The 20482-nt window shown below is 71.2% G+C and carries 19 protein-coding genes; 5 read left to right on the top strand and 14 right to left on the bottom strand.

The window, feature by feature from the left end:
- Positions 1 to 3: 3 nt before the first annotated feature.
- Positions 4 to 642: a dihydrofolate reductase family protein gene (locus MYK68_RS09085; RefSeq protein ID WP_247867644.1), complete on the top strand. Its 639-nt coding sequence runs from the start codon at positions 4 to 6 to the stop codon at positions 640 to 642.
- Positions 643 to 648: 6 nt separating this feature from the next.
- Here MYK68_RS09085 and MYK68_RS09090 read toward each other — a convergent pair whose 3' ends face one another.
- The 6 genes from MYK68_RS09090 to sfnG all read right to left on the bottom strand — a co-directional run bounded on the left by MYK68_RS09090 (position 649) and on the right by sfnG (position 6803).
- Positions 649 to 1098: a hypothetical protein gene (locus MYK68_RS09090; protein WP_247867646.1), complete on the bottom strand. Its 450-nt coding sequence runs from the start codon at positions 1096 to 1098 to the stop codon at positions 649 to 651.
- Positions 1095 to 1613, bottom strand: a complete 519-nt coding sequence (locus MYK68_RS09095) for a flavin reductase family protein (RefSeq protein ID WP_247867648.1) — start codon at positions 1611 to 1613, stop codon at positions 1095 to 1097. Before MYK68_RS09095 ends, MYK68_RS09090 begins: the two co-directional genes overlap by 4 nt.
- Entirely contained in the window at positions 1610 to 2782 is a 1173-nt protein-coding gene (locus MYK68_RS09100) for an LLM class flavin-dependent oxidoreductase (RefSeq protein WP_247867650.1), read from the bottom strand. The genes MYK68_RS09095 and MYK68_RS09100 overlap by 4 nt, the downstream gene beginning before the upstream one ends.
- Before the next feature lie 23 nt (positions 2783 to 2805).
- On the bottom strand, positions 2806 to 3999 hold the full coding sequence (locus MYK68_RS09105; protein ID WP_247867655.1) for an acyl-CoA dehydrogenase family protein: 1194 nt from the start codon (positions 3997 to 3999) through the stop codon (positions 2806 to 2808).
- Between the two features lie 184 nt (positions 4000 to 4183).
- Entirely contained in the window at positions 4184 to 5407 is a 1224-nt protein-coding gene (locus MYK68_RS09110; RefSeq protein ID WP_247867657.1) for an acyl-CoA dehydrogenase family protein, read from the bottom strand.
- Between the two features lie 220 nt (positions 5408 to 5627).
- Entirely contained in the window at positions 5628 to 6803 is a 1176-nt protein-coding gene (gene sfnG, locus MYK68_RS09115) for a dimethylsulfone monooxygenase SfnG (RefSeq protein WP_247867662.1), read from the bottom strand.
- A gap of 275 nt (positions 6804 to 7078) precedes the next feature.
- Here sfnG and MYK68_RS09120 point away from each other — a divergent pair, with 275 nt between their 5' ends.
- The 3 genes from MYK68_RS09120 to MYK68_RS09130 all read left to right on the top strand — a co-directional run bounded on the left by MYK68_RS09120 (position 7079) and on the right by MYK68_RS09130 (position 9726).
- Positions 7079 to 7423 carry a hypothetical protein gene (locus tag MYK68_RS09120; RefSeq protein ID WP_247867664.1) on the top strand — a complete coding sequence of 115 codons (345 nt, stop codon included), beginning with the start codon at positions 7079 to 7081 and terminating at the stop codon, positions 7421 to 7423.
- A gap of 111 nt (positions 7424 to 7534) precedes the next feature.
- Positions 7535 to 8410 carry a lipase family protein gene (locus MYK68_RS09125; RefSeq protein WP_247867665.1) on the top strand — a complete coding sequence of 292 codons (876 nt, stop codon included), beginning with the start codon at positions 7535 to 7537 and terminating at the stop codon, positions 8408 to 8410.
- A complete protein-coding gene (locus MYK68_RS09130) occupies positions 8410 to 9726 on the top strand; it encodes a hypothetical protein (RefSeq protein WP_247867666.1) in 1317 nt (438 codons plus the stop codon). The genes MYK68_RS09125 and MYK68_RS09130 overlap by 1 nt, the downstream gene beginning before the upstream one ends.
- On the opposite strand, the gene MYK68_RS09135 is transcribed toward MYK68_RS09130, so the two are convergent.
- The 8 genes from MYK68_RS09135 to MYK68_RS09170 all read right to left on the bottom strand — a co-directional run bounded on the left by MYK68_RS09135 (position 9695) and on the right by MYK68_RS09170 (position 19792).
- A complete protein-coding gene (locus tag MYK68_RS09135) occupies positions 9695 to 10873 on the bottom strand; it encodes a substrate-binding domain-containing protein (protein ID WP_247867668.1) in 1179 nt (392 codons plus the stop codon). The two genes, MYK68_RS09130 and MYK68_RS09135, sit on opposite strands and share 32 nt — an antisense overlap.
- Positions 10874 to 11026: 153 nt before the next feature.
- A complete protein-coding gene (locus MYK68_RS09140) occupies positions 11027 to 13198 on the bottom strand; it encodes a malate synthase G (RefSeq protein WP_247867670.1) in 2172 nt (723 codons plus the stop codon).
- Positions 13195 to 14136 carry a 3-methyladenine DNA glycosylase gene (locus tag MYK68_RS09145; protein ID WP_247867671.1) on the bottom strand — a complete coding sequence of 314 codons (942 nt, stop codon included), beginning with the start codon at positions 14134 to 14136 and terminating at the stop codon, positions 13195 to 13197. Before MYK68_RS09145 ends, MYK68_RS09140 begins: the two co-directional genes overlap by 4 nt.
- A 321-nt stretch (positions 14137 to 14457) precedes the next feature.
- Positions 14458 to 15537 carry a hemolysin family protein gene (locus MYK68_RS09150; RefSeq protein WP_247867673.1) on the bottom strand — a complete coding sequence of 360 codons (1080 nt, stop codon included), beginning with the start codon at positions 15535 to 15537 and terminating at the stop codon, positions 14458 to 14460.
- Positions 15530 to 16918 carry a hemolysin family protein gene (locus MYK68_RS09155; protein WP_247867677.1) on the bottom strand — a complete coding sequence of 463 codons (1389 nt, stop codon included), beginning with the start codon at positions 16916 to 16918 and terminating at the stop codon, positions 15530 to 15532. The genes MYK68_RS09150 and MYK68_RS09155 overlap by 8 nt, the downstream gene beginning before the upstream one ends.
- Before the next feature lie 9 nt (positions 16919 to 16927).
- Positions 16928 to 18367, bottom strand: a complete 1440-nt coding sequence (gene guaB1 / locus MYK68_RS09160; protein WP_247867678.1) for a GMP reductase — start codon at positions 18365 to 18367, stop codon at positions 16928 to 16930.
- Between the two features lie 45 nt (positions 18368 to 18412).
- On the bottom strand, positions 18413 to 19351 hold the full coding sequence (locus tag MYK68_RS09165) for a M56 family metallopeptidase (RefSeq protein ID WP_247867680.1): 939 nt from the start codon (positions 19349 to 19351) through the stop codon (positions 18413 to 18415).
- 48 nt (positions 19352 to 19399) lie between these two features.
- Complete coding sequence (locus tag MYK68_RS09170) at positions 19400 to 19792, bottom strand: BlaI/MecI/CopY family transcriptional regulator (protein ID WP_247867681.1); 393 nt, start codon at positions 19790 to 19792, stop codon at positions 19400 to 19402.
- A 269-nt stretch (positions 19793 to 20061) separates the two neighbouring features.
- On the opposite strand from MYK68_RS09170, the gene MYK68_RS09175 reads away from it, so the two are divergent.
- On the top strand, positions 20062 to 20478 hold the full coding sequence (locus MYK68_RS09175; protein WP_247867683.1) for a PaaI family thioesterase: 417 nt from the start codon (positions 20062 to 20064) through the stop codon (positions 20476 to 20478).
- The last annotated feature ends 4 nt before the right edge of the window (positions 20479 to 20482 follow it).

The following is a 20482-nucleotide window of genomic DNA, read 5'->3' on the forward strand; positions in this document are numbered from 1 at the left end:
CGCATGCGTAAAGTCCGGGTCCACAACCTGAACATCTCCCTCGACGGCTACAGCGCCGGCGGCTCGGTCACCTACGAGAAGCCCATCGGCGACGCCGGCCGGCTGTTCGGCTACTTCGACGGCCGGGTGATCGACGGCGTGCAGCACGTCGACGATCCGATCACCGCCGACCGCATCTTCACCTCCGCCTGGGGTCAGGGGATCGGCGCCGAGATCATGGGCCGCCGCAAGTTCGGCCCGCAGACCGGCCCGTGGGGCGACGACGACTGGCGCGGCTGGTGGGGCGACGAGCCGCCGTTCAAGACGCCGGTGCTCGTGCTGACCCACCACGAACGCGAGCCGATCGCGTTCGCCAACGGCACCGTCTTCCACTTCGTCGACGCCGGCCCCGCGCAGGCGCTCGCCTTCGCCGACGAACTGGCCGGCGGCCGGGACATCCGGCTGGGCGGCGGACCGACGTCGGTCCGCGAATTCCTGCAGGCCGACCTCGTCGACTTCCTGCACCTGGTGACCATCCCGGTGGTCATCGGGTCCGGGGTGTCCATCTGGGACGGCTGCGCCGAACTCCAGGACCGGTTCGACATCGAGTCGGTGACCACCGGCCGCGGCCTGACGCACCAGTTCTGGAACCGGAAGCGCTGACGCCCGCTACGCGGCCGAGGTCGCGGCGCCGCCCAGGTCGAGCACCAGACCGCGGGCGGCGAGCAGCGGCACCACCTCGGTCAGCACCCGATCGGTGAGCGCGGCCGGATCGGCGGCGTGCAGGGTGACGCCGGGCGCGACCCGGGCCGCCCAGATGTCCCACAGCAGCCCGGCCAGGGTGACCGGGGTGCCCGGGTGCACGATCGCCTCGGTCCGGGCGCCCGGCGACCAGTCCGGACGCTCCTCGGTGAAGGCCAGGAAGGCCTCGTTCACCGAGGCGGCGAGCAGAACGTCGACGTCGATGAAGGCCGGCCGGGGTGCGGCCGCGCTCAGGCGGGCGGCCTCGGACAGGCTGCCCGCGCGGACGCGGGTCACCCGATCGGCGTCGTGCCGCGGTGCGGTGAGTTCGGTCCAGGCGCCGCGGTCGGCGACGGCGAGTCGGAGGGGATGGCTCATCGGTGGGTCTCCTTGTCGAGACGGTGGAATCGGCTGTGATGGAAGATCAGCGGGTCGCTCGTGGGCCCGGCGGCGTGATCGGTGAGCGCGGCGAGGGCGATCACGTGGTCGCCCGCCGGCACGAACTCGACCGGACACACCGTGAGGGTGGCCGCCGCACCGTCGAGATGGATCGCCCCGTCGGACGTCGCCGACCAGTCGAGGTCGCTGAACCGCTGATCGGCGGGCCGCCGGAAGCCGTCGGCGACGTGCCGCTGGTGCTCGCCGAGCACACTGAGCCCCCAGTGGCTGCTGTCCCGCAGCGCGGGGAGGGTGGTCGACGACCGGGCGATGGCGACCGAGACGAGCGGTGGGTCGAGCGAGACCGGCGCGAAGGTGGCGACCAGGACCCCGAGCGGTCCCTCGGTGCCGAGCGCCGCGACGGCGACCAGCCCCGACGGGATGTGCCCGAACAAGCGGCGCAGCGACGCCGGATCGAGGGCCGCGCGGCTGCGGCTGCGTGCCGGCGCGCTCACCGGGCACCCGCCAGGAACGGCTGCCCGGCCGGTGCGGGGGACGCGAGCCGCGGGTCGTCGAACAGGCCCCGCGCGACGAGCTGCGGGACGACGCCCTCGCCGAACCAGTACAGCTCCTCCAGGTGCGGGTAGCCGGACAGCACGAACTCGGAGATGCCCAGCTCGGCGTAGCGTTCGATGAGGTCGGCCACCTCGACGTGGCTGCCGACCAGCGCGGTGCCCGCGCCGCCCCGGACCAGACCGACGCCGGCCCAGAGGTTCGGCACGATCTCCAGCGCGTGCGGGTCGCGCCACGACCCGTTGGCGCGGTGTCCGCTGTGCAGATCGCGCATCGCCGCCTGCCCGGTCGACTCGCTGCGCGCGAGGCCGTTCTGGACACCCTCGACGACGCTCTCGTCGAGAGCGCCGAGCAGCCGGCCGGCCTCGGCCCACGCCTGCTCGGCGGTGTCCCGGGTGATCACGTGCAGCCGGATGCCGAAGCGGACGGTGCGGCCGTGCTCGGCGGCCAGCCCGCGGATCCAGGCGATCTTGGCGGCGACCGCCTCCGGCGGCTCGCCCCAGGTGAGGTAGACGTCGCTGTGCCGGGCGGCGACCGGGCCGGCTTCGGGCGACGAGCCGCCGAAGTAGACCGGCGGGGTGGGCAGCGGGAGAGTGGCCAGGTGGGCGTCGTCGACGGTGAGGAATTCGCCGTGGTGGGTGACGGTATCGCCCCGCCAGAGGCCGCGCACGACGGTCAGGAACTCATCGGTGCGCCGGTAGCGGGCGGCCTTGTCCAGGTGATCGCCGTAGGCGCGCTGCTCGGCGGGCTCGCCTCCGGTCACGACGTTCAGCAGGATCCGGCCCGGTGCGTGCCGGGAGAACGTGGCGGCCATCTGTGCGGCCAGCGTGGGGCTCACCAGGCCGGGCCGGAAGGCGACCAGGAAGCCGAGCCGTTCGGTCTCGCGGGCCACCATCGCGGTGGTCAGCCAGGCGTCCTCGCACCAGGCCCCGGCCGGGGTGAGGGCGGCGGTGAAGCCGAAGTCCTCGGCGGCCCGGGCGATCGAGCTCAGGTAGCCGATCGACGCGTCGCGGTCGCCGCGGGCGGCCCCGGCCGGAAGCCCGTGGCCGCCGCCGACGATGAAGCGGGAATCGCCGTAGGTCGGAAGGAACCAGTGCAGTTTCAGTGACATGGGGAGGGTCTTCTTTCTCTCGGTCAGAGGGTGCCGTGGCTCGGCGGGAGCTCCCGCGCGAGGGCCCAGCGGCCGAGGTGATGGAGTTTCCAGCGTTCTGGGTCGTGCAAGGTGTGGGTGCGGGCGTCACGCCAGTAGCGGGACAGGTTGGCTCCTTCGGCCGCGGTCCGGGTGCCGCCGAAGTCGAACAGCTCGCTGCCGGCACGACGTGCCGCGCGTCCGGCGGCGACCTTGGCCGCCGCGGTCGCCAGCGAGGCCTCGGCGAGGGCCGCGGGGTCGTCGGCGGGCGCGGCCTCGGCGTCGTCGATCCGCCGGGCCGCCGTGCCGAGCAGCGACTCGGCGCCGCGGACGGCGAGCTCGAGGTCACCGGCCTGCGCCAGGAGCAGCGGGTCGTCGGCGGCGCGGGTCGCGCCAGCCTCGTAGGCCTCGAACCAGGGCCGGGCCCCGGTCACCACGCTCGCCGCCGCATCGAGGGCGCCGCGCGCGATCCCGGTGTCGATCGCGGCGTGCACCAGCTGGGCCCGGGCGCCGTAGGTGCTCGGCGTGGCCAGCAGGGCGGTGTAGTCCACGAGGTGATCGTCGGCGACGGGGGTGCCGTCGAAGGTGACGGTGCCGCTGCTGGTGGTGCGCTGGCCGAAGCCGGCCCAGTCGTCGTCGATCGTGATGCCGGGTGCGGTGGCATCGGCGTAGGCGATCACGGTGGTGCCGTCGTCGGCGACGGCGCGGACCGCCAGGATGTCGGCGAAGGCCGCCCCGGTGCAGTAGTACTTTGTGCCGGTCAGGGTGAGTCGCCCGCCGGGTCCGCGGGTGAGCCGGGTGGCGTCGTCGCGGACCGTGGTGCCACCGCGTTCGGTCTGTGCGTTGGCGATCCGGGCACCGCGCAGGACCCGGCCGAAGATCTCCTCGCCCAGGGCGGGGCTGCCGCCGCGGGCCAGCGCCTCGAGGAAGACGAAGTGGCTCTGCGGGATCTGGGCGATGCTGCCGTCCGCGGCGGCGAGGGCCGCCACCACCCGGGCCAGCACCGTGGCGCCGAGCCCTGGACCGCCGAATCGCCGCGGCACGGTGATCGTGAGCAGTCCGGACTCGGAGAGCGCGGCGATCTCGGCGCGGGGGAGACGACGATCCCGGTCGCGCTCACTCGCCCCCGCTGCGAGGGCGGGGGCGAGCTTGGCGACCCGGTCCAGCGCCTGTTCGGCGTCACCGATGGACTCGGGCACGTCGGGTGTCCTTTCTTTCTGAGATGAGCGTTTCGACTCGGCCGGGCGGGGGCACAGCAGCAGCCCGCCCCGCCGGTCGAGCCGCTAGGCGCCCTTCGACGCCGCGTCGTCGCAAGCTCCGCCGCGCCAGCTCAGGACCCGACCGTGTCGAAACGCCGCAGTACAACGGGCGGAGGGGCGGGGCTCAGCTGTAGAGGCTGAACTGCGGAGCGCGGCGGTTGAGCACCCAGTCGCCGATCTCGCGCGCCTTGTAGGCCACCGGGTCATGCACGGTATGGGTGCGCAGATTGCGCCAGTGCCGGTCGAAGCCGTACGCGCTGGTCGTGGCGCGGGCGCCCTGGATCTCGAACAGCCGCGAGGCGACCTCCAGCGAGACCTTGGTGGTCAGGTACTTGGCCTCGGCGATCGCGATCGCCGCCTCTGCGCGGCCTTCCGCGGTGAGGGCTTCGCCGGTGTCGAGCGCCGCCTGGAGGGCGTCGCCCGCACGATCGGCGAGCAGGGCCGCGGCGGTGACCTGCGCCTGCAGTTCGCCGACCAGCTCGAGGATGTACGGATCGTCCGACGCCGACTCCAGGCCGGAGGTCTCCCAGGCGGCGGCGTGCAGACGGGTCCAGTCCAGCGCTTCCTCCAGCGCGCCCTGCGCGGTGCCGATGTAGAAGTCCACGAAGGCGAGCTGCCAGTGCGGGGTGACGAGCTGCTGATACGGCGACAGTTCACGACCGGTCAGCGGGTCGGCGCCGAGGATCTGGTCGCGCGTCACCGGGGTGTCGCGGAACTCGACGCCGCCGGAGTCGGTGAGACGCTGGCCGATGTTGTCCCAGTCGCCGAGCGGCGTGAATCCGTCGAGACCGGCCGGCAGCGACAGGAACACCAGGTCGCCCTCGAAGGCCGCGGTGACCGACAGCTGGTCGGCGACGCTCGCGCCCGACGCGAAGGTGCGCCGCCCGTTCAGGAGGAAGCCGTCGCCGTCCCGGGTGAGCTCGAGCCCGGCGCCGCCGCGCGGATTCTGCACGCCGCCCCAGAAGAGCTTCTCCTCGGCGTTCCGGCGGGACAGCGCCTCGGCCTGCTCGGGGGTGCCGAACAGGTGCGGAATGCGCTGCTGCGCGTAGTGGTAGCCGAGCAGGTGGGCGATGGAGGTGTCGCCGCGGGCGATGCGGCGGGTGATCTGCTGCGCCTGCGCGTAGTTCAGGCCGTCGCCGCCGAATTCGACGGGCTCGCCGACCTGGAGCAGGTCGTGGGTGCGGAGCAGATCGATCTCGGCGAGGGGCGCGGCGTTGGCTCGGTCGCGCTCGGCGGCCGTCGCCCGCAGTTCGGCGGCGACCAGGTCGGCGCGGCGCAGGGCGTCGGCGAAGCGGGTGGAATCGTCGTCGGTGAGGGCGCCGTCGGGACGGTGCTCGGTGGTGGTCATGCTGGGTGGGTTCCTTTGCGGTGCAGGGGGTTTCGGAGTTGTCTAGATGGTCGTTTCGACTCGGCCGGGCCCTGGCGGGCCCGTCCGGCTCAACGGGCGGTGGGGGCGTTTCGACTCGGCCGGGCCGGGGGACAGCAGCAGCCCGCCCCGCCGGTCGAGCCGCTAGGCGAGACCGTGTCGAAACGGCCGCAGTACGGGATCGCCCTCGGTGAGTAGCGGTTCACGCGAGGACCCCGTGGCGGGCCAGTTCGGACTCCAGCCGGCCGCTCGCGGCGAGGTCGGCCTCGATCTCGCGGACCAGCGGCAGGATCTTCTCGCCGAAGTAGGCGACGTCCTCCAGGTAGTGCAGGAAGCCGAGGAGGAAGAGGTTCACGCCGCGCGTCTTGTAGGCGACGATCCGCTCGGCGATCTGCTCGGGCGTGCCGATCAGACCGGTACGGAAACCGTCGTTGTACTGGACCAGGTCGGCGAACTCGGAGTCCTGCCACATGCCCTTGCCGTCCGACGCCGAGCGGCCGGCCTGCTTCACGGCCGAACCGAAACCGGCGACCGCCTCGCGGTCGGCCTTGTCGACGATCTCGCGAAGCACGTCGCGGGCCTCGCGCTCGGTGTCCCGGGCGATCAGGAAGCCGTTGAGACCGAACTTGACGGTCCGATCGTGCAGCGCCGCTTCGGTATTCACGTCGATCACCTGCTCGGTGATCCCATCGAAGTCCTTGCCGTTGGAGAAGTACCAGTCCGAGACGCGCCCGGCCATCGCCCGGGCCGCGGTCGAATTGCCACCCTGGAAGATCTCCGGATGGCTCCGGCCCGGAACCTCCACCGGCTTCGGCTTGAGGTCGAAGTCGTGCAGCCGGTAGAAGTCGCCGCGGTACTCGGCGTGCTCGCTGGTCCAGATCTCCCGCAGATAGCCGATGAACTCCTCGGCGCGACGGTAGCGCTCGTCGTGCTCCAGCCAGGGCTCGCCGAGCTTGGTGAATTCGTCCTTGAACCAGCCGCTGACCACGTTGACCGCGGCGCGGCCGCCGGAGAGCTGATCGGCGGTGGCGATGAGCTTGGCCAGCACGCCCGGCTGCCAGAGACCGGGGTGGACCGCCGCGATCACCTTGAGTCGCTGCGTCGCCAGCAGCAGCGCGAGCGAGAAGCTGGTCGACTCGTGCTGGTAGGCGGCGCCGTACGACGCGATGTAGCGCACCTGGGTGAGGGCGTAGTCGAAGCCGTTGTTCTCGGCGAGGACCGCCAGCTCGCGGTTGTAGTCGTAGCTCCAGTCGGTGCGCTGTTCGATGGTCGAGACCACCAGCCCGCCGCTGACATTGGGCACCCAGTAGGCGAACTGGAGCGGCTGATGGGCGGCTTCGAGCCGGCTCTCGGCGGTGCGGGACGCGTTCTCGGGCATGACGGAGTGGACCTCCTTGAGGTCTTGAATCGGTGGATCGGTTGCGGCCCTTGTGGTTTCGGGCGCCGCTGCGGTGTCTGAAACGAGTCTGCGCTCCGGCGCCGGAAAGATCGATGGTTGCGCGCACCGTGCGCGCAACCCGTTCGGGTCGCGGTGCCGAACGGTGCTGTGCACGAACGACGAGTGACGGGGAGGGCGACGCACTAGGGTGTGGTCTATCTCCGAGGCGGTGCCGCTGGGACCCCCACGGGCGCATCTCCACAGAAGGGGAAGGCATGGCCTCTCGCAGGACTCAGATCGTGATCGCCCTGCTCGCCGCGGTCGTCAGCGGCGGCGTGCTGTTCGGTACCGCGGCGCCGTCGTCGCTGGTCGACGCGCCCATCAACGCGGAATCGCAGAAGCAGGGCGGTGAGTTCGACACCCTCGTCACGCCCGAACTCACCCGCTTCTACGACACCCCGCTGCCGCCCGGCGCCAAGATCGGGCAGCTCGTCGCGGCGGAGCCGGTCGACGGTGTGCCGGCCGGCGTCAAGGCGTACCGGATCATCCACGTCTCCACCGATCTGCAAGGCCGCAAGATCCCGGTGTCCGGGTTGTACGCGGCGCCGGCCGGCCCGTAGGCGAGCGGGTATCCGCTGGTCTCCTTCGCGCACGGCACGCTCGGCGTCGGACGCCCGTGCGGGATCAGCCAGACACCGTTGCAGCCCGGCACCCCCGCGTACACGGCCTGGATGCCGCACATCAAGCCCCTCGTCGACGCGGGGCTGGCGGTCGTCGCCTCGGACTACTCGGGCATGGGTGCCCCGGGACCGTCGTCGTACCTGGTCGGACCGCTGGAAGGCCGCGGCGTCCTCGACGCGATGCGCGCGGTGGAGAATCCGTCGCCGATGATCGGCGACATCCCCGTCGACAAGAACAAGCTGGCCGTCTACGGCAAGTCGCAGGGCGGCGAGGCGGCGAACAGCGCGCTCGAGATCGCGCCCGAGTACGCGCCGGAGCTGAAGATCGGCAGCGGTGTGCTCCTGGCGCCCGGCTACACCCCGCCCATCCGCGGGATCCTCGACGCGGTCGCCAGCAACCCGACCAGCAGCAAGCAGAACATGTTCGTCCTGCTCATCGCCAAGTCGTACGCGGAGAGCTACCCGGACATCGTCAAGCTCGACGAGATCCTCAGTCCCGAGGGCATGGAGAAGGCCAAGCTGCTCGACGGCTACTGCGGCCAGAACCTGATCGACCGCGTGTCCGACGTGCCGCTCACCAAGCTGATCAACACGCCGGTCCCGGGGAATCTGATCCGCGCCATGAGCAAGGGCATGCCGGGGACCAAGCGGATCGGTGTCCCGATCGCGTTCTGGCAGGGACTGAAGGACACCACGATCATTCCGCAGTTCACCCATGCACAGGTGATGACCCAGTGCGCTCTGGGCACCACGACGTTCTACGTGCGGTATCCCGAGGACGACCACGGGTCGATGAACTATCAGGCGCGGACGCGCGACCCGAACGCCATCGAGTACATGAAGAACATCTGGGCCGGGAAACCGGCGCCGGACAACTGCGCCAACCAGTTGCTCGGCACCGTCGGCACCGCGACCGGGGTGAACTGATGAACCGGGACATCGCGCTGGAAGCCTCGCTGGCCGTCGCCGTCGGTCTGCTGATCGTCACCTGGGCGGCGTTCCGGAGTACCGGGGCGCCGACCGCCGGGGCCATGCGCCGCGGTGGGATGGCCGTGGTCCTCGTGTATGCCGTGCTGGCCGTTCCGCTCCTCGCGTCGAGCGGACTGGCGCTGGCCGGGCTCGCGGTACTGGTCGTCGTGATCGCGCTCGCCTTCGCGGCCGGCGTGGTCGCGCTGCGCCGGTCGATCGGCGACGACGGCCGCCCGCGTCCGGAGACCGCCGGCGAACGATACGCGCGGTGCGCGGTCTCGGTCGGCATGACCGCTGTGCTGCTCATCGCCGCCGCGCAGACGCTCTCCCTGCTGAGCCGGCTGGATCCGCGGATCATCGTCCTCGCGCTCACCGTGGTCGCGGGCTGGCTCGTCGTGGCCCAGGGACTCGCCGCCACGCACCGCATCGGGTCGACGGCCTTGTGGTTCATGATCGTGCCGGTGGTCGCGTCCCTCGCGATCGGCTTCTATCTCGGCGGCCCCGGTGTGGTCGCCGACCCGATCCGGCTGGTCGACGGAGTCTCCGCCGCCTCCGCGGTCGGTCTCGCGGTGGTGCTGGTCGTCCTGGGCTGGGCCGACGGCGCGCTGCGCACCAGCGCGCTGCTGGGCTCCTGGTCGCGTCCGCGCGTCCTCGGCGGTGCGCTCGGAGTGGTGATCCTGATCGTCCTCGGCCTGCTGATGCTGCTCGGCGGTGCGATCCTGGTGCCGTCGATGGAGTTCTTCACCGTCCCCGCGAACCTCGACATGCTGCCGGGCCTGGCCGGCGTGGTGCTGGCGGTCCTCACCGTCGTGTTCACCGCGCTCATCGCGCACACGCTGTCCGCCGCGGCGGGCGCGGTGGGGGTGACCTCGCCCGCGGACGCACCCGCCGCGGACGACCACCGCCAGCCCGCTTCCGCCCTCGCACTGCCCGCCGAGTGGGTCCTCGGCGCTGCGATCGTGGCGGCGGCGCTCGCCCTGATCGACGTCGGCGCACCGGTCCTGCTGCTGTGCACCGCCCTGGTCGCGGCGGCCGTGACGGGCGCGCAGCTGGCGGGCCCGCGCATCGGCGCGCCGGGCGTGACCGTCGGCATCGCGGTGGCCGTCGTCGCGGCGATCGTCCTGGCCGCGACCGGTCAGCGGGAGATCGGCTGGTGGACCAGCCTCGCGATCGTCGTGACCGCCGCCGCGGCGTTCGCGGCGGCCCGGCTGACCGCCCCCGCGGCGAGCGACCCCGAAACGGTCAGCGGCCAGGCACCGCGGACGGCAGGATGATCCGGTTGAGGTCCACCGTGGCGGCCGATTCCGGAACCGGCAGCGCGGTGCCGACCTCGCCGAACGTCACCGTCGCGGTGCCGGCGGGCAGCGGCCCGGCGCCACGGAAGCCGGTCTGCGTCAGGATCTTCATCTCTTCCGGCTTGCGCGCGAAGGTGAAGAACTCCGCGGCTGCGGCCGCCATCGCGTCGGACACGCCGTCGCCACCGAGCATGATCACCGGGTAGTCGGCGACCGGCGTCGGGCCGGACGGCGCCACCACGGCGACCTTCGCCTTCGCATCGCCCTTGGTCAGCAGGTACAGGCGCTGCTCGCTGATCGGGACCGCCCGCACCTTGGCGTCGGCGGGATCTCGGGTGTCGGCGATCGCGCGCACCGCGGCCTCGGCGGTGCCGTCGCCGACGCGCGGCGGCGCGGACATCAGCTCGTGCATCGCGGCGACCACGGGTTCGGAGCGGGCCTGCGCCGCGGTCAGGGGACCGGTGGCCTCCGCGGTGACCGCGGCGACCGCCTGAGCGGCGAGCGCGGTGGCGTCGGACTCGGCGCCGGTGGGCATCGCCATCCGCAACGACCCCCAGCTGCTGTGTCCGAAGGCGCGCAGGGCGTTGTCGCGGGTCAGCGAGGGGAGGTCGCCCCACGCGATCTTGCCCTTCGCCTCCCTGGCGAGCTCGGGCTCCATCGCGAGCCGGATCGGGGAGCTGACCAGTGAGTCCGGGGTTCCGGCCAGGAGTGACGGGTTCGCGGTGGCGAGCGCGGCCGACCAGACGGACGACTCGGGCACCCAGGCGGCCGGGTACAGACCATGCGCCTGCGCATCCCACTTCGGGGCGGTGAGACCTTCGAGCATCGCCCCGGCGTCGACCGGCCGGACGTCGACGCTCACGCAGTAGTCGCGGATCACCGGCCGGGCCGCGTTGAAGGTCGTCGCGATCTCCTGCAGCGCCGGGGCGACGGCCGGGTCGGCGGCGATCGGCAGGAGCGCGTCGCCCGACAGGCACGATGCGGCCTTGGTGCTGCCGTCGTCGATCCGGTCGCCGTATTGATTCCACGCCACGATCAGCGCGACGACGAGAATGATGCCGAGCAGCCCGGCGAGCAATGGCCGGCTGAACAGTTGGCGAGTCCGCCCGCTCCCGTGTGTACCCACACGTCACCCCTTTGTTGTCGTGGACGTCCCCCTCGTCTCTATCACACCCGCGGCGGGCGGACGGTGCGGCTCACCGCGACACGGCCGGCCCCGCCTCACGCACCGAGCCCGGACCCGCGCGGGGTCCGGGCTCGGCGCGCGGCTACGCCTGGATCAGGCGTTCGCGGCCTTGTACTCGCGGCGCGCGGCGTGCAGCAGAGGCTCGGTGTAGCCGCTCGGCTGCACCGCACCCTGCAGGATCAGCGCCTTGGCGGCCTGGAACGCGATGTTCGAATCGAAGTCCGGGGCCATCGGCCGGTAGTCCGGGTCGCCGGCGTTCTGCCGGTCGACGACGGGGGCCATCCGCTCGAGCGCGGCGACGATCTCGTCCTCGGTCACGATGCCGTGCGCCAGCCAGTTGGCCAGCAGCTGGCTGGAGATCCGCAGGGTGGCGCGGTCCTCCATCAGGGCGACGTCGTGGATGTCGGGCACCTTGGAGCAGCCGACGCCGTGGTCGATCCAGCGGACCACGTAGCCGAGGATCGACTGGCAGTTGTTGTCCAGCTCCTCGCGCTTCTCCTCATCGCTCCAGTTCGGGTCGGCGGCGAGCGGGATGGTGAGGATCTCCTCGATGGTCTTCGGGTCGCGCTTGGCGATCTCGTCCTGGCGCTCGAAGACGTCCACCTCGTGGTAGTGCAGCGCGTGCAGGGTCGCGGCGGTCGGCGACGGCACCCACGCGGTGTTGGCACCGGCCATCGGGTGACCGATCTTCTGCTCGAGCATGTCGTGCATCAGATCCGGCATGGCCCACATGCCCTTGCCGATCTGCGCCTTGTGCTGGAGGCCGGCGGCCAGACCGGTGTCGACGTTCCAGTCCTCGTAGGCCTTGATCCAGGTCTGCTGCTTCATGTCGGCCTTGCGGACCATCGGCCCGGCCTTCATCGAGGTGTGGATCTCGTCGCCGGTGCGGTCGAGGAAGCCGGTGTTGATGAACACCACGCGCTCGGAGGCGGCGTTGATCGCGGCCTTCAGGTTGGCGGTGGTCCGGCGCTCCTCGTCCATGATGCCGACCTTGAGGGTGTTGCGGGGCAGGCCGAGGACGTCCTCGACGCGGCCGAACAGCTCCGAGGTGAAGGCCACCTCGTCGGGACCGTGCATCTTCGGCTTCACGATGTAGATCGAGCCGGTCCGCGAGTTCTGCAGCCCCTCGGCGCTCATGCCGTGGATACCGATCGCCGAGGTGACCAGCGCGTCCAGGATGCCCTCCGGGACCTCGTTGCCGTCGGCGTCGAGGATGGCCGGGTTGGTCATCAGGTGGCCGACGTTGCGGACGAACAGCAGCGAGCGGCCGTGCAGCTCCACTGGCTGCCCGTCGCGCCCGGTGTAGACGCGGTTCGGGTTCAGCACACGGGTGAAGGTCTTGCCGCCCTTGGTGACCTCCTCGGCCAGGTCGCCCTTGTTCAGGCCGAGCCAGTTGGTGTAGCCGAGGACCTTGTCGTCGGCGTCGACCGCGGCGACCGAGTCCTCGAAGTCCATGATCGTGGTGACCGCGGACTCCAGTTCGACGTCCTTGACTCCGGCCTTGTCGGTGGAACCGATGGGGGAGTTCGGGTCGAAGAGGATGTCGATGTGCAGGCCGTGGTGGCGCAGCAGGATCGACGACGGCGCCAGCGCGTCGCCGGTGTAGCCGATGAACGCGTCCGGATCGGCGAACGTGGTGACCTCGGTGTCGTCGCCGAGAACCACATCGACCTTGTCGCCGTCGACGACGTACTTGGTGGCGTCGGCGTGGCTGCCGTTCTCCAGCGGGACCGCCTGGTCGAGGAAGGCCTTGGCGAAGGCGATCACCTTGTCGCCGCGGACCTTGTTGTACGACGAGCCCTTCTCGGCCCCGTCGGTCTCCGGGATGGCGTCGGTGCCGTACAGCGCGTCGTACAGCGATCCCCAGCGGGCGTTCGACGCGTTCAGCGCGAAGCGCGCGTTGAGCACCGGGACCACCAGCTGCGGGCCCGCGGTGTCGGTGATCTCGACGTCGACGTTCGAGGTGGTGATCTGGAAGTCGGCGGGCGGCTCGACGAGGTAGCCGATCTCCTTCAGGAACGCCAGGTAGGTGTCCTGGTCGACGGCACCCGGGTTCGCGGTATGCCACGCGTCGAGCTTGGCCTGGAGCTCGTCGCGGACGGCGAGCAGTTCACGGTTGCGCGGCGCGAGGTCGTTGATGACGCCCGCGGCACCGGCCCAGAAGGCATCGGGGTCTACACCGGTGCCCGGCAGCGCCTGGTCGTTCACGAAGTCGTACAGCACCTTCGCGACCTGCAATCCATGGACGTTGACGCGTTCGGTCATGGCAACCCTTCTGTCGGCCGTGTTCTTGACACCGCCATCCTACTAGGCGCCTGGTGAAAGGTACTTTCCGGTAGGAGGTGACGGCAGACACCGCGGACCCGTTCCCGCAGTTCCGCGCCGCGCCGGGCGAGGGCGGTCTGGCGGCGGACGTAGTCCGCCCGGCCCGCGGGAGTCTCGATGGGCACCGCGCGGTAGCCGAGCGACGACAGGTCGTACGGGCTGGCCTCCATATCGAGAGTGCGGGCGTCCAGGGCCAGTGCGAACGACGCGGCCAGCAGTTCGCCGTCGACCAGCGGCCCCAGTTTCAGGCAGTGCCGGTACAGGTCCATGGTCGCGTGCAGGCAGCCGGGCTGTTCGTGGTCGCGCTGGGTGTCCCGGGACAGGGCGGTCGCGTTGCGGCCCACCGCCTCCGGGGTGAAGAAGCGGAATGCGTCGTAGTGGGTACAGCGCAGCGGCATCGACTCGACGACGGCGTCGGTGCCCGCGGCGCCGAGCCGCAACGGCAGCGGATGCCGCGTGTCGGTGTCCCGGTAGACCATCGCCCACTCGTGCAGGCCGAAACAGCCGAAGCGGGCGGGCCGCGACGCGGTGGCCCCGGTGAGTCCGGCGATCGCGCCGATCAGCGAGGCACGGGCGTCGCGGAACTCCCCGGTCACGGCCACCGTGCCGTCGTCGCGGCGGGCGTAACCGGCCAGCGTCAGATACTCGTCGCCGTGCTCCAGGGCCGTCCCGAACCCGGGATGCCAGCGGGTCACCTGGATCGGCCGCGCCGAGTAGTAGGTGAACAGGAAGTCGATCACCGGGTGTTTGATGCCGCGCTTCCGGCCGGCCAGGTAGGGCCCGATCAGGGCGTCGACGCGGGCGGCGTGGGCCGCGGCCCGGGCACGCCAGACGGGCTCGGGCAGCGTGTCGGGGGTCGTTTCGACACGGTTCGTCACTTCGTTCCTCACCGGCTCAACGGGCTATCCGGGATTTCGTCACTTCGTTCCTCACCGGCGGGGCGGGCTATCCGGGATTTCGTCACTTGTTGACAGCCCTTTGAGCCGACCCGAGGCTGTTTGCAGCCCTTTGAGCCGCCTCGAGGCGCTAGCCGAGGGGCGTGTCGAAAAGACCTTCTGTCGGGGGTCGTTTCGACACGGTTCGTCACTTCGTTCCTCACCGGCGGGGCGGGCTATCCGGGGTTTCGTCACTTGTTTACAGTCCTTTGAGCCGACTCGAAAAGACTCGCTGACGGCGGGGCGGGCAGGGGACACGCTCGGTCATGCCATGCGGTGGGTGGCGTCGCGGAGGTTGCCGACGAAGGCCTCGGCCAGGTCGGCGAGGGCGATCACTCCGATCAGGGTGCCCGTCTCGTCGGCGACGCCGCCCATGTGCGCGCTCTGGCGGCGCAGGACCGCCGCGGCCTCGTCGAGCGGGGTGGTGGCCGGCACCCGCGGCAGCGGCCGGATCTTGTCCCGGCCCAGCACGCTGTCCGGGCCCAGATCCTCGTCCAGGATGTCGTCGAGCACATCCTTGAGGTGCAGGTATCCGATATAGGTCCCGTCGAGTCCGAGCACCGGGAAGCGCGAGTAGCCGGTCTCCCGGACCGCACGCTCCACGTCGCCCAGCCGCGGGCCGAGGCGGCCGGTGGTGGCGCTGACCGCGGCCTGGACGGCGCGGACCCGGCTGAGCGGGATCATCACCTCGGCGACGGTCCGTTCCACGGTCTGCAGCGCGCGGGTGAGCCGCGCGTGCTCCTCGGCGTCGAGCAGTCCCAGTTCGCGGGACTCGCCGATCATCTGGGCCAGTTCGGTCTCGGTGACGGTCGACGACACCTCGTCCTTCGGCTGCACGCCGAACAGCCGGAGTGTGCCGTTGGCGAGGGCGTTGTAGAACCAGATGATCGGCCGGACCAGCCGGATGAACATCAGCTGCACCGGGATGAGCAGCATCGCGGCCCGCTCGGGGCCGGCCAGCGCGATGTTCTTCGGCACCATCTCGCCGAGCAGGATGTGCAGGATCACCACCAGGCTCAGCGCGATGACGAACGAGATCGGATGCAGCAGGCCGTGCGGGACCGACGCCCAGTGCAGCGGCTTCTCCAGCAGGTGGGCGATCGCCGGTTCGCCGACGCGGCCGAGCAGGATCGAGCAGATGGTGATGCCCAACTGCGAACCGGCCAGCATCAGGGACAGCTGTTCGGACGCCGTGATCACCGTGCGGGCGCGCTTCTTGCCGCTCTCCTCGAGAGCGACCAGGCGGTCGCGCCGCGCCGCGATGAGCGCGAATTCGGCGCCGACGAAGAAGGCGTTGGCGGCCAGCAGCACCAGGGTGAGAACCACCCCCCAGAGATCACCCACGACCGGCCTCCTCGGCGGCGGCGTCACCGGAGGCGACTTCGATCGGGGTCAGCCACACCGCATCCACGCGGCGTCCGTCCATGGCGACGACGGTCGCCCGCCACGCCGTCTCCGGCTCGTCGTCGCGGTCGACGACGAGATGACGCGGCGGCAGGTCGACGATGTCGCCCACCCGCGGGATCGCGCCGAGCAGGAACATCACCTGCCCGCCGAGCGTCTCGTAGGCGCCGTCGGGGGCGCGGTAGCCGATCGCCTCGGCCACCTCGTCGACGCGGAGCAGACCCGAGCAGCGGAATCCGTTGCCGACGCGCGTCACCTCCGACTCCTCGTCGTCGTGCTCGTCGGTCACGTTGCCGAGGATCTCCTCGATCAGGTCCTCGGAGGTCACGATGCCCGCGGTGCCGCCGTATTCGTCGACCACCACGCAGATCTCCAGGCCGTCGGCCTTGATCCGTTCCATCAGGGCGTCGCCGTCCAGGCTGTCCGGAACGCGGGTCACCGGCCGGGCCAGTGACCGCAGCGAGACGGTGGTCTGTGCGTGCGGCGGCACCGTGAACGACTGTTTGATGTGCACCACGCCGACCAGATTGTCCAGGTCGCCGTCCTCGGCGATGAGGAACCGGGAGTGCCCGGTCTGCGAGGCCGCGGACACCAGGTCGCGGACGGTGTCGCCCGGTTCCAGGGCCTGCACCCGCACGCGAGGGGTCATCAGGTCGTCGGCGTTGAGCCCGCCGAAGCGCAGCGACCGGTCCACCAGGTGGGCGGTCTCCGGATCGAGCGCGCCGCGCAACGCCGAGTTGCGGACCAGCGCGCCGAGTTCGGCGGCCGACCGGGCGGACCCGAGTTCCTCGGTCGGTTCGACGCCGAGGCGCCGCACGATCGCGTTCGCCGAGCCGTTGAGCCCGATGATCGCGGGCTTGAACACCGCCGAGAAGGCGGTCATCAGCCCGGCGGTGGCGCGGGCCACCCGCAGCGGCGCGGTGATCGCGAGATTCTTCGGGATCAGCTCACCGAGCACCATCGACAGTGAGGTCGCGATGATCAGGGCGAGCGCCAGGGACACGCCCGACGCCGCGCCGGCCGACAGCGGCAGATGTTTGAGCAGCGGGTCGAGCAGCTGCGCCAGTACCGGCTCGGCGAGGTAACCGGTGATCAGCGTGGTGATCGTGATGCCGAGCTGGGCGCCGGAGAGCTGGAACGACAGGGTGCGGTGGGCGCGGGCCACGGACCGGGCACGACGGTCCGCCGAGCGCGCGACGTCGTCGTTGACGGTCGAGCGCTCCAGCGCGGTGAGGGAGAACTCGGAGGCGACGAACAGTGCCGTGCCGAGGGTGAGGGCCAGAAAGCCGACGAGTTTGGCGAGGATCAGCGCGATCTCCACGGACAGTGGTCACCAGCCCCCGGGCAGTGGGCGGCCCTCGGCGAAGCCGGCGGCGGACTGCACGCCGAGCACCACCTTCTCGTGCAGTTCGGCGAGGTCGCGGGCGCCGGTGTAGGTGGCGGTGCTGCGCAGGCCGGCGCAGATGTGGTCGATCAGGTCCTCGACGCTCGGGCGTTCCGGGTCGATCCGGATGCGCGAGGACGAGATGCCCTCCTCGAACAGCGCCTTGCGGGCCCGGTCGTAGGCCTCGTCGGCCGACGACCGCGCCGCCACCGCGCGCTTGGAGGCCATGCCGAAGCTGACCTTGTACTCGCCGGAGGCGTCGGTGTGCAGATCGCCGGGGGACTCGTAGGTGCCGGCGAACCAGGAGCCGATCATCACGTTCGACGCCCCGGCGGCGATCGCCAGCGCCACGTCGCGCGGATGACGTACGCCGCCGTCCGCCCAGACCGCCGCGTCGAGTTGGCGGGCCGCGGCCGCGCAGTCGGCGACGGCGGAGAACTGCGGCCGCCCGACGCCGGTCATCATCCGGGTGGTGCACATCGCGCCGGGTCCGACGCCGACCTTGACGATCGATGCTCCCGCGTCGACCAGGTCTTTCGCTCCCTGCGCGGACACCACGTTGCCGGCGGCGATCGGCACGCCGAGATCGGCCTGCGCCACCGCGGCCAGCGCGGTGAGCATCTTGGCCTGGTGGCCGTGCGCGGTGTCGACCACCAGCAGGTCGGCGCCGGCGTCGACCAGCGCCCGCGCTTTGCCGACGACGTCGCCGTTGATGCCGACCGCGGTGGCGATCCGCAGCCGGTCGTGGGCGTCGACGTTCGGCCGGTAGATGCCGGCGCGCAGCGCGCCCACCCGGGTCAGTACGCCGGTGAGGCGTTCGTCGGCGTCGACCAGGACGGCGAGGCCGGTGTTGGCCTCGGTCAGCGTGTCGAACACGGTGCGCGGATCGGTGGTGTCCGGCAGCAGCACGCCGATCGGCGTCATCGCCGACCGCAGATCGCTGAACATGTCGACGTCCGGGCCCGGCTGGGCGCGCGGCACCAGCCCGATCGGGCGGCCGTCGTCGTCGACCACCACGGCGCAGCCGTGCGCGCGCTTGGGGATCAGCGCCTGGGCGTGGGCCATCAGATCACCGGGCCCGAGGACCACCGGGGTGTCGGCGACCAGGTGCCGCGACTTGACGAACGCGATGGTGTCCGACGCGGCCTCGATCGGTACATCCTGCGGCAGCACCACGAGACCGCCGCGGCGCGCCACCGTCTCGGCCATCCGCTTCCCGGCGATCGCGGTCATGTTGGCCACCACCAGCGGCACGGTGGTGCCGGTGCCGTCGTGGGTGGCGATGTCGACGTCGAACCGCGAGGCCAGCTCGGACCGGTTCGGGACGATGAAGAGGTCGTCGTAGGTGAGGTCGTGATCGGGCTGGTGCCCGTCGAGGAAGCGCACAGGGAACTCTTTCGGTGGGTGCTTCGGCGTGTGTCGGGTGGATGTTCAGTGCGAGACGAGGCGCTGCAACTCGGTGAGCCACGGGATGACGACGGCCAGCGTCGGCACCACCAGCAGGGCCGCGGCCAGCGTGTAGGCGGTGACCGAGATCCGGCGGCGGCGATCCTGCGGACCGATCAGCCGGCGTACGCGGGTGATCGTGGTGGGACCGCCCACGGCCATCGCGCCGCGCGGGGCGGTCGCGTCGGCGCAGGCGACGAGGGCACGGCCCACGGTGGTGCGACCGGTCACCCGGACGGCCTGATCGTCGGCCAGCGCCTCGGCCAGCAGTTCGACGGCGCTCAGCGCCGAGCGGGACCGCACGAATCGGGGGAATGCCGCATGCAGGGCGATGAAGGCCTCCAGCACCAGGTCGTGCCGGGCGCGCAGGTGGGCGCGCTCGTGCTCGATCACCGCGGCCAGTTCGTCGGCGGACAGCCGCGCGAGGACGCCCTCGGACAGCACCACCCGCGAGCGGAGCCCGGGCAGGCAGTAGGCCATCGGGACGGGGACGTCGAGCACCCGGATGTCGGCGCCGGCGTGCCGATGCAGGTCCACCCGGTCGACCAGGTCGATGAGGGTGCGGTGGCGCCGGCGGCGGGCCCGGGTGCGGGCGCCGATCCGCATCACGGTGACGGTCAGGCGCACCCCGATCACCAGAGTGGCGGCGAAGACCAGCATGTACACCGACCAGGTGAACCAGCCGAGCCGGTGGAGTTCGGCGCCGAGCGTGGTGGTGGGGGTGCCGTCGGGACCGGGGGCGAGCAGGTTGGCGGCGATCGCCAGGCCGGTGCTGAACGCGGAGAGCACGGCGGCCAGTGCGATGGACTGCCAGAGGGTCATCGCGGCGCGGGGCGCGTACAGCGGCCACTCCGCGCGGGCGAGGGCTTCTGGGATCGGACCGACCAGCGCAACGGTGAGGATGCCGAACAGCAGCGCGGTCATCGAGGTTCCTTGCGGGTCTGGCGGACGTCGGTCGGGTCCAGCCTACCCTCAGCCGAGGGCGCGCTCGGCGGCTTCGAGTTCGTCGAGCGCCTCGCGCAGGGCCGCGGCCTCGTCGGCGCCGACACGGCCGACGAAGGAGACGAGGGCGGCATGCCGGGAATCGGGGGCATCGGCGGCGCGCAGCGCGTCGACCATGAGGCTGGCGACCAGGTCCTCACGCGGGCGCGTCGCGGTGTAGCGATGGGCGCGGTCGTCGCGGATCTGCGTGACCAGATCCTTCTTCGCCAGACGTTGCAGGACGGTCATCACCGTCGTGTACGCGAGCGTCCGGGTCTTGGCCAGCTCGGCGTGCACCTGCCGCACGGTCTGCGGGGTCGGCGACGCCCACAGCGTGTCCATCACGGCGCGCTCAAGATCTCCGAGTCCGTTCATCTTCTTCATTCTACGCCCGCTCCCACATTCTGATTCCGGTCGTCCTCTCATCTAACGGACGACGGCCGCCAGGTGTTCCCGGCCGGCCGGCGAACCGTTGACCTCGGCGTTCCCGCCGGAGTTGACACCGAGGTAAGGCTAGCCTACATTATCTCTCAGGGATCGCGAGAGTGTCCTGAGGGCTGCAGAGACCCCCGATCCTCACACGGTGATGACCCCCGGTGCATTCGCACCGGGGGTCATCACCGCTTCACGGCCGGGGTGTCTACGCTCGGTGCATGGGAAACGAATCAGTCGCGGAATTCGGTGGCAGGGGACTCGACGGCCTGCTCGGCCTGCAGATCAGCGAGGCGAGCGGGGACGGGGTACGGGCCACCTTGGAGATCAGGCCCGACCACCACCAGCCGTTCGGCATCGTGAACGGCGGGGTGTACTGCGCGGTCGCCGAGAGCACCGCGAGTATCAGTGGCTACTGCTGGTTACAGGAGACCGGCATGGGCGGCGCGGCCGTCGGCGCCAACAACAGCACCGACTTCCTGCGTTCGATCAGCGAGGGCACGCTGCACATCAGCACCACGCCGATCCACCGCGGACGCCGCCAGCAGCTGTGGCAGGTCGACATGACCGACGGCGACGGCCGCCTGCTCGCTCAGTCGCGGGTGCGGCTGCAGAACATCGAACTGCCCGAGGGCTGAGGCC

Source organism: Gordonia sp. PP30 (assembly GCF_023100845.1).
In the GTDB taxonomy this organism is placed as follows: domain Bacteria; phylum Actinomycetota; class Actinomycetes; order Mycobacteriales; family Mycobacteriaceae; genus Gordonia.